Consider the following 9,718-nt stretch of genomic DNA (forward strand, 5'->3'; position numbering starts at 1 on the left):
GTCGTACTGCGTCCGAAGGTGGACGCGGCCTGGAATCTGCACGAGCTGACCGCTGACCTGGACTTGTCGGCGTTCGTGGTGTTCTCGTCGGCTGCCGGTGTCTTCGGCAACGCCGGTCAGGGAAACTACGCCGCCGCCAATGCCTTCCTGGACGCCCTGGCGCAGCAGCGCAGGGCGCGTGGTCTGGCCGGTACGTCGCTGGCGTGGGGCCTGTGGGCGGACTCCAGCGCGATGACCGGTGCCTTGGACGATGCCGATGTGTCCCGGATGAGCCGGGGCGGTGTGCTCGCGCTGTCGGCCGTCGAGGGGCTGGAGCTGTTCGACGCCGCGGGTCGCTTCGGTGAACCGCTGCTCGTACCGATGTCGCTGGACATGGCCGCGCTCCGCGCGCAGGCGGGCAGTGGCGCGCTGCCGTCGCTGTTCCGTGGGCTGGTGCGGGTGCCGGGGCGGCGTACGGCGGAGGGTTCGGCCGGGTCGGGTGCGTTGGCGCAGCGGCTGGCCGGGCTCGGCGAGGCCGAACAGCTCGACCTGCTGCTCGACCTGGTCCGCTCGAACGTCGCGGCGGTGCTGGGATATGCCGGTCCGGAGACGGTCGAGCCCGGTCGTTCCTTCCGTGAACTGGGCTTCGACTCGCTGACGGCGGTGGAGCTGCGGAACGCGTTGGGTGCGGCGAGTGAGCTGCGGTTGCCTGCGACGTTGGTCTTCGACTACCCGACGCCGGTGGTGCTCGCGGAGTTCCTGCGTACGGAGCTTGGTGGGACTGCGGCTGCGGTGGCCGGCCCGGTTGTGGTGTCGGCTGCGGATGACGAGCCGATCGCGATCGTGGGTCTTGGGTGCCGTTATCCGGGTGGAGTGGAGACGCCGGAGGATCTGTGGCGGCTGGTCATGGAGGGCCGGGACGCGATCTCCGAGTTCCCGACCGACCGCGGCTGGGACCTGGGCGGCCTCTTCCACGAGGACCCCGGCCACAGCGGTACGAGCTATGCCCGCGAGGGCGGCTTCGTGGAGGAAGCGGGCCACTTCGACCCGGCGTTCTTCGGGATTTCGCCGCGTGAGGCCCTCGCCATGGACCCGCAGCAGCGGTTGCTGCTGGAGACGTCGTGGGAGGCGTTCGAGCGGGCGGGCATCGACCCGGGTGTGCTGCGGGGCAGCCGTACGGGTGTCTTCGCGGGCGTCATGTACCACGACTACGCCTCGCTGCTGGAGCGCGTGCCGGAAGGCGTCGAAGGCTTCCTCGGTACGGGGAACGCGGCGAGTGTGATTTCGGGTCGGTTGGCTTACACGTTCGGGCTCGAGGGTCCGACGATCACGGTGGATACGGCGTGTTCGTCGTCGTTGGTGGCCCTGCATCTGGCGGTGCAGGCGCTGCGGAACGGTGAATGCTCGCTGGCGCTCGCGGGCGGTGTGACGGTGATGGCTACTCCGGCGCCGTTTGTGGAGTTCAGTCGTCAGCGTGGGCTTGCGGCGGACGGCCGGTGCAAGGCGTTCTCGGCGGATGCTGATGGCACGGGTTGGTCCGAGGGTGCGGGCATGCTGCTGGTGGAGCGGCTGTCTGATGCGCGTCGCAATGGCCATCCGGTGTTGGCGGTGGTGCGGGGTTCTGCGATCAACCAGGACGGCGCGTCGAATGGTCTGACGGCGCCGAATGGTCCGTCGCAGCAGCGCGTCATCCGGCAGGCCCTGGCGAATGCCGGTGTCTCGGCGTCCGAGGTGGACGCGGTGGAGGCGCACGGCACGGGTACGTCGCTGGGCGACCCGATCGAGGCGCAGGCGCTGCTGGCCACGTACGGCCAGGAGCGGGAGGCCGACGGGCCGCTGTGGCTGGGGTCCATCAAGTCGAATATGGGCCACACGCAGGCCGCGGCCGGTGTCGCGGGCATCATCAAGATGGTCATGGCGATGCGGCATGGGGTGTTGCCGCGGACCTTGCATGTCGATGAGCCGTCGCCGCACGTGGACTGGGCGTCGGGTGCGGTGTCGCTGCTCGGTGAGGCGCGGGAGTGGCCCGAGTCGGGTCGTCCGCGGCGTGCGGCGGTGTCGTCGTTCGGCTTCAGCGGCACGAACGCGCACACCATCATTGAGCAGGCGCCGGTTGTTGTTGAGGACGAGGCGCCGCGTGATGTGGCCGTGGCGTCTGGCGTCACGCCGTGGGCTCTGTCCGGCAAGTCCGCGGACGCGCTGCGTGCGCAGGCCGTACGGCTGCTCGCCCACCTGGAGGAGCGGCCGGAGCTGCCGCTGACCGACCTCGGCTACTCGCTCGCGGTCACGCGGGCCGCGCTGGACCACCGCGCGGTGGTGGTTGGTGAGGACCGCGCTGGGCTGGTTGCGGGCCTGGAGGCGCTGGCGCGGGGTGAGTCGGCTGCGGGGCTGGTTGAGGGTTCGGTGGCGGGCGGCAAGGTGGCGTTCCTGTTTACGGGGCAGGGCAGCCAGCGGCTCGGGATGGGTCGTGAGCTGTATGGCGCCTATCCGGTGTTCGCGGAGGCGTTGGATGCGGTGTGCGATGCGTTGGATGGGCATCTTGAGCAGCCGCTGAAGACGGTGCTGTTCGGTGATGACGCGGCGGTCTTGGATCAGACGGCGTTCACTCAGCCTGCGCTGTTCGCGGTCGAGGTGGCGTTGTTCCGGCTGGTGGAGGCGTGGGGTCTGCGTGCGGACTTCCTGTCGGGGCACTCCATTGGCGAGCTTGCTGCCGCGCATGTGGCGGGTGTGCTCTCGCTCGCGGATGCGGCGAAGTTGGTCGCGGCGCGTGGCCGTCTGATGCAGGAGCTTCCGGCCGGTGGCGCGATGATCGCCGTCCAGGCGTCGGAGGACGAGGTGCTGCCGCTGCTCGGTGGGCGGGTGAGCATTGCGGCCCTCAACGGGCCCACGTCGGTGGTCATCGCGGGTGACGACGATGCTGTGGTTGAGGTCGCGGCGTCGTTTGAGGCGCAGGGTCGTAAGACGAAGCGGCTCACGGTCAGCCACGCGTTCCACTCGCCGCGTATGGACGGCATGTTGGACGCATTCCGCGAGGTCGCGGAGGGGCTTTCGTACGAGGCTCCGCGCATCCCGATCGTGTCCAACCTGACCGGTGACGTGGTGTCGGCCGAGGAGATCACCGACCCCGGCTTCTGGGTGCGGCATGTCCGCGAGGCCGTGCGTTTCCTGGACGGCGTCCGGACGCTTGAAGCGCAGGGCGTGACGACGTACGTCGAACTGGGTCCCGACGGTGTGCTCACCGCCATGGCGCAGGAGTGCGTGACCGGGGACGAGGTGGCGTTCGCGTCCGTCTGCCGCAAGGGCCGTCCCGAGGTCGAGGTGTTGGTGTCGGCTGTCGCGCGGGCGCATGTGCGGGGCGTGGCGGTGGACTGGGATGCCGTTTTCGCCGGTACGGGCGCTGCGCGCGTCGAGCTGCCCACGTATGCCTTCCAACGCCGCCGGTACTGGCCGCAGGCGTCGGCGTACGGCGTCGCGGGCACGGCCGGGCTCGGACTGGCCGACATGGACCATCCGCTGGTGGGGGCTGCTGTGCCGCTCGCGGGTGGTGACGGGTTGCTGCTGACGGGGCGGTTGTCGGTGCAGACGCATCCGTGGCTGCTCGATCACGCGGTGATGGGTTCGGTGCTGCTGCCGGGTACGGCCTTTGTCGAGCTGGCGGTTCATGCTGGTGACCAGGTCGGGTGTGGCCTGGTGGAGGAGCTGACGTTGGAGGCGCCGTTGGTGCTTCCTGAGGTGGGTGGCGTTCAGCTTCAGGTGTCGGTGGCCGCTGCTGATGGTGCCGGGCGTCGTTCGATCGAGGTGTACTCGCGGCTTGAGGATGAGCCGTGGGTGCGTCATGCCTCGGGTGCTCTGGCAGAGGCCGCCCCGGCTGCGCCGTCCGATCTGGGTGTGTGGCCTCCGGTGGGGGCGACGCCGATTGCGCTGGACGGTTTGTACGAGGGCATGGCGGGTCTGGGGCTGGCGTATGGCCCGGTGTTCCAGGGGTTGACGTCTGCGTGGCGGCTGGGTGATGAGGTCTTTGCCGAGCTGGAGTTGCCGGAGGATGCGAGGTCCGAGGCGGGTGCGTTTGGTCTGCATCCGGCGCTGCTGGATTCGGCGCTGCATGCGGTGGGTCTGGGTGGCCTGATCGAGGGCGAGGGCGCTCGGTTGCCGTTCTCGTGGTCCGGGGTGTCGTTGCACGCGGTGGGTGCGTCGGTGCTGCGGGTGCGGTTGGCTGCGGCCGGTACGGACGCCGTATCGCTGGCGGTGGCTGATGGTGCGGGTCGTGCCGTGCTGTCGGTGGACTCGTTGGTGCTGCGGCCGGTGGTGGCCGAGCAGATCAGCGGTGCGCGTGGTGGGCGCCAGGAGTCGCTGTATCGGGTCGACTGGGCCGAGGTGTCGGGTGCGGGCGCGGCGGGGAAGTGTGTGCTGCTGGGGCCCGATGCGCTCGGCCTGGCGCACGGGTTGGACACGTACGCGGACTTGGACGCGCTGGCGGCTGCGGTGGACGGGGGTGCGGAGTCCCCGGAGTATGTTGTGGTGTCCCTGGCGGCTGCGCTCGCAGGCGACGCGGCAGTTGAACACCCGAGCGCGGCGAATCAGGCTCTGCCCGGCGCGGCAGTTGAAAGCCCGGGCGCAACCAATCCGGCTCTTTCGGACGCGGCAGTTGAACGCTCGGGCGCGGCGAATCAGGCCCTTCCCGGCGCGGCAGTTGAAAGCCCGGGTGCGGCAAATCAAGCCCGTCCGGCGATTGAGGACACGCCCGAAGGGCGTTCCGGCCCGCACGCCGACGGTGCGGCATCTCCAGCCCGTCCGGCGTTTGAGGACCGGGGTCAAGGGGCGGAGCCCATTGGTTCGGGAAGGGGCGGGCTAGGGGAAAACCCCATCCAAGCCGCACACGACGCCACCACCCAGGCCCTCCACCTCCTCCAGTCCTGGCTGTCCGACGACCGCTTCGCGGACACCCGCCTGGTCCTGCTGACCTCGGGTGCCGTGGCGGCCGGTACGGGCGAGCCCGGTGGGCGACCTGGCCCACGCCGCCGTGTGGGGGCCTGGGTGCGCTCGCTGCAGTCGGGAGAACCCGGACGAGGTCGTGGTCGGCAACACCGGATGTGGCGGGATTCTCGCGTGTGGCGCTGTCGGGCGCGCTGGCGTCGGGTGAGCCGCAGGTGGCGGTGCGGGATGGTGCGCTGCGGGCGCCGCGTCTGGCACGAGCCGTGGTGGACACCGAGCAGCAGCAGGTGCCTGACTTCGACGCCGACGGCACCGTATTGGTGACCGGTGCCAGCGGCACGCTGGGCGGGCTGCTGGCGCGCCACTTGGTGGCGGAGCGTGGCGTACGTCAGCTGCTGCTGGTGAGCCGCCGGGGCGACCAGGCTCCCGGTGCACCCGAACTCGGCGCCGAACTGGCCGAACTGGGTGCCAAGGTGCAGTGGGCCGCATGCGACGTGGCCGACCGGGACGCGCTCGCCGCAGTCCTCGCCACCGTCCCTGCCGAGCATCCGCTGACCGGCGTCGTCCACACCGCTGGTGTGCTGGACGACGGCGTAATCGGCTCGCTGACGCCGGAACGGCTGGACCGCGTACTGCGCCCCAAGGTCGACGCGGCCTGGAACCTCCACGAGCTGACCGCGACCGCGGATCTGTCGGCGTTCGTGGTGTTCTCCTCCGCTGCCGGTGTCTTCGGCAACCCGGGGCAGGGCAACTACGCCGCCGCCAACGCGTACGTGGACGCGCTGGCGCAGCAGCGCAGGGCGCGTGGCCTGCCCGGTACGTCCCTCGCCTGGGGTCTGTGGGCCGATGCCAGCGCGATGACCGGTGCCTTGGACGATGCCGATGTGTCCCGGATGAGCCGGGGTGGCGTCGCCGCGCTGTCGGCCGCCGAGGGGCTGGAGCTGTTCGACGCGGCCCGGGGTGCGGGCGAGGCGTTGCTCGTACCGGTGCGACTGGACTTGGCGGCGGTACGGGCTGAGGCCGCGTCGTCGGGTGTGGTGGTGCCGTTGATGCGTGGGCTGGTGCGGGCGCCGGCGCGGCGTACGGCGGAGGGTTCGGCCGGGTCGGGTGCGTTGGCGCAGCGGCTGGCCGGGCTCGGCGAGGCCGAACAGCTCGACGTCCTGCTCGACCTGGTCCGTCACCAGGTCGCGGCCGTGCTCGGCCATGACTCGACGGACACCGTGGAGCCGCATCAGTCCTTCCGCGATCTGGGCTTTGACTCGCTGACGGCGGTGGAGCTGCGGAACGCGTTGGGTGCGGCGAGTGAGCTGCGGCTTCCTGCGACGTTGGTCTTCGACTACCCGACGCCGGTGGTGTTGGCGGAGTTCCTGCGTACGGAGCTTGGTGGGACCGCGGCTGCGGTGGCCGGTCCGGTCGTGGTGTCGGCTGTGGACGATGAACCGATCGCGATCGTGGGTCTTGGGTGCCGTTATCCGGGTGGAGTGGAGACGCCGGAAGATCTGTGGCGGCTGGTCATGGAGGGCCGGGACGCGATCTCCGAGTTCCCGACCGACCGCGGCTGGGACCTGGACGGGCTGTACCACCCGGACCCGGATCACCCCGGCACCTCGTACTCCCGCGAGGGCGGTTTCGTCGACCGGGCGGGCCACTTCGACCCGGCGTTCTTCGGGATTTCGCCGCGTGAGGCCCTCGCCATGGACCCGCAACAGCGGTTGCTGCTGGAGACGTCGTGGGAGGCGTTCGAGCGGGCGGGCATCGACCCGGGTGTGCTGCGGGGCAGCCGTACCGGTGTCTTCGCGGGCGTCATGTACCACGACTACGCATCCTCGCTGCCGACGCTTCCGGAAGGCGTCGAGGGATTCGTCGGCACCGGCAATGCGGCGAGTGTGATTTCGGGTCGGTTGGCTTACACGTATGGGCTCGAGGGTCCGACGATCACGGTGGATACGGCGTGTTCGTCGTCGTTGGTGGCCCTGCATCTGGCGGTGCAGGCGCTGCGGAACGGCGAATGCTCGCTGGCGCTCGCGGGCGGTGTGACGGTGATGGCTACTCCGGCCCCGTTTGTGGAGTTCTCCCGTCAGCGGGGGCTTGCGGCGGACGGCCGGTGCAAGGCGTTCTCGGCGGACGCGGACGGTACGGGTTGGTCCGAGGGCGCGGGCATGCTGCTGGTGGAGCGGCTGTCTGATGCGCGGAAGAACGGCCACCCGGTGCTTGCCGTTGTGCGCGGTAGCGCGATCAACCAGGACGGTGCGTCGAACGGTCTGACGGCGCCGAATGGTCCGTCACAGCAGCGCGTCATCCGGCAGGCCCTCGCCAACGCCGGTCTGTCCGCTGCCGAGGTGGACGCGGTCGAGGCGCATGGCACGGGGACGTCGTTGGGCGACCCGATCGAGGCGCAGGCGCTCCTTGCGACGTACGGCCAGGACCGGCCCGAGGACCGGCCGCTGCTGCTCGGTTCGATCAAGTCGAACATGGGCCACACGCAGGCCGCCGCCGGTGTCGCGGGCATCATCAAGATCGTGATGGGGATGCGGCACGGGATGCTGCCGCGGACGCTGCACGCGGATGAGCCGTCGCCGCACATCGACTGGTCCGCGGGTGCGGTGTCGTTGCTCGGTGAGGCGCGCGCGTGGCCCGAGTCGGGTCGTCCGCGGCGTGCGGCGGTGTCGTCGTTCGGCTTCAGCGGCACGAACGCCCACACGATCATTGAGCAGGCGCCCGTAGTTGTTGAGGACGAGGCGCCGCGTGAGGCGGCCGGGACGCCTGGGGTCACGCCGTGGGCTCTGTCGGCGAAGACCGCCGACGCGCTGCGTGCCCAGGCTGTGCGGCTCCGTTCGCACTTGGATGAGCACCCGGACATCACTCCGGGCGACCTCGGCTACTCGCTCGCGACCACGCGCGCCGCGCTGGACCACCGCGCGGTGGTGGTCGGCGAGGACCGTGCCGCACTCGACGCCCTGGCGCGGGGCGAGTCGGCTGCGGGGCTGGTCGAGGGCTCGGTGAGCGACGGCAAGGTGGCCTTCCTGTTCACGGGCCAGGGCAGCCAGCGGCTCGGGATGGGCCGCGAGCTGTACGAGGCGTACCCGGTGTTCGCGGAAGCGCTGGACGCGGTGTGCGACGCGCTGGATGCGCACCTCGAAACGCCGCTGAAGACGGTCCTGTTCGGGGACGACGCCTCGGTACTCGACCAGACGGCGTTCACGCAGCCTGCGCTGTTCGCCATCGAGGTGGCGCTGTTCCGCCTGGTCGAGGCATGGGGTCTGAAGGCGGACCTTCTGTCCGGCCATTCCATCGGCGAGCTGGCTGCCGCCCATGTGGCAGGTGTGCTGTCGCTCGCCGACGCGGCGAAGCTGGTCGCGGCGCGTGGCCGTCTGATGCAGGAACTGCCCGCCGGTGGCGCGATGATCGCCGTCCAGGCGTCCGAGGACGAGGTGGCGCCGCTGCTCACCGAGCGCGTGAGCATCGCCGCCCTCAACGGGCCCACCTCCGTGGTGATCGCGGGTGATGAGGACGCCGCTGTCGAGATCGCGGCGGGCTTCGAGGCGCAGGGTCGTAAGACCAAGCGGCTCACCGTGAGCCACGCGTTCCACTCGCCGCGTATGGACGGGATGCTGGACGCGTTCCGCCAGGTAGCGGAAGGGATTTCGTACGAGGCCCCGCGTATCCCCATCGTGTCGAACCTCACCGGCGAGCTGGTCTCCGCCGAGGAGATCACGACGCCCGACTTCTGGGTGCGCCACGTCCGCGAGGCCGTCCGCTTCCTCGACGGCGTCCGCACGCTCGAAGCCCAGGGCGTCACCACCTACGTCGAACTGGGCCCGGACGGTGTCCTCACCGCCATGGCCCAGGACTGCGTGACCAGCGACAGCGACAGCGACACCGCCTTCGCCTCCGCCCTCCGCAAGGGCCGCCCCGAGGCCGAAGCGCTGACGACCGCCATCGCCCGTGCGTACGTCCGTGGCGTGGCCGTCGACTGGGAGGCGTTCTTCGCCGGGACCGGGGCGCGGCGCGCCGAGCTGCCCACGTACGCCTTCCAGCGCGAGCGCTACTGGCTGGAGGCCCCCGCCGGGGCCGTGGGCGATGTGGCGTCGGCCGGGCTCGGCTCCGCCGATCACCCCCTCCTGGGTGCGGCGGTGGACCTGCCCGACTCCGACGGCTTCCTCTTCACGGGTCGGCTGTCACTCCGTACCCACCCCTGGCTGGCCGATCACGCCGTCATGGACACCGTGCTGCTGCCGGGGACGGCCCTGGTCGAACTGGCCGTCCGGGCCGGTGACCAGGTCGGTTGCGACCAGGTCGAGGAACTGACCCTGGAAGCGCCGCTGGTCCTTCCCGAGCGCGGCGCGGTGCAGCTCCGCGTCTCCGTGGACGAGCCCGACGGCCCCGAGGGGCGGCGCGCGCTGCACATCTACTCGCGCCCGGAGGACGCGGCCGACGAGCCGTGGACCCGGCACGCGGCCGGTGTGCTCGGCGTCACCGGCCCGGCCGCCACCGCCCCGAGCACCATGGCGCAGTGGCCCCCGGTGGAGGTCGACGGCACGGCCGTCGAGCCGATCGACGTCGACGGTCTGTACGACGGCTTCGCGGCGCTCGGTCTCGCGTACGGCCCGGTGTTCCAGGGGCTGAAGTCCGCCTGGCGGCGCGGCGACGAGGTGTTCGCCGAGGTGGCGCTGGGCGAGGAGCAGCAGGGCGAGGCCCGTGCGTACGCCTGTCATCCGGCGCTGCTGGACGCCGCACTCCACGCGGTGGGCCTCGGCGGGTTCTGGGCGGCGGAGGAGGCCGGGCAGGCCCGGTTGCCGTTCGCGTG

General features: G+C 70.9%; 1 protein-coding gene and 1 pseudogene. Both read left to right on the forward strand.

Annotated elements, in window-relative coordinates:
• Nucleotides 1-5,235: type I polyketide synthase (locus tag SSOG_RS29075; RefSeq protein ID WP_106516474.1), on the forward strand; the 5,235-nt coding region annotated here is incomplete at its 5' end.
• Nucleotides 5,124-9,718 (forward strand): annotated as a pseudogene (locus SSOG_RS51395) (type I polyketide synthase); the annotation flags it as partial. The gene SSOG_RS29075 and the pseudogene SSOG_RS51395, both read left to right, overlap by 112 nt.

This window comes from Streptomyces himastatinicus ATCC 53653, from assembly GCF_000158915.1.
Lineage (GTDB): Bacteria > Actinomycetota > Actinomycetes > Streptomycetales > Streptomycetaceae > Streptomyces > Streptomyces himastatinicus.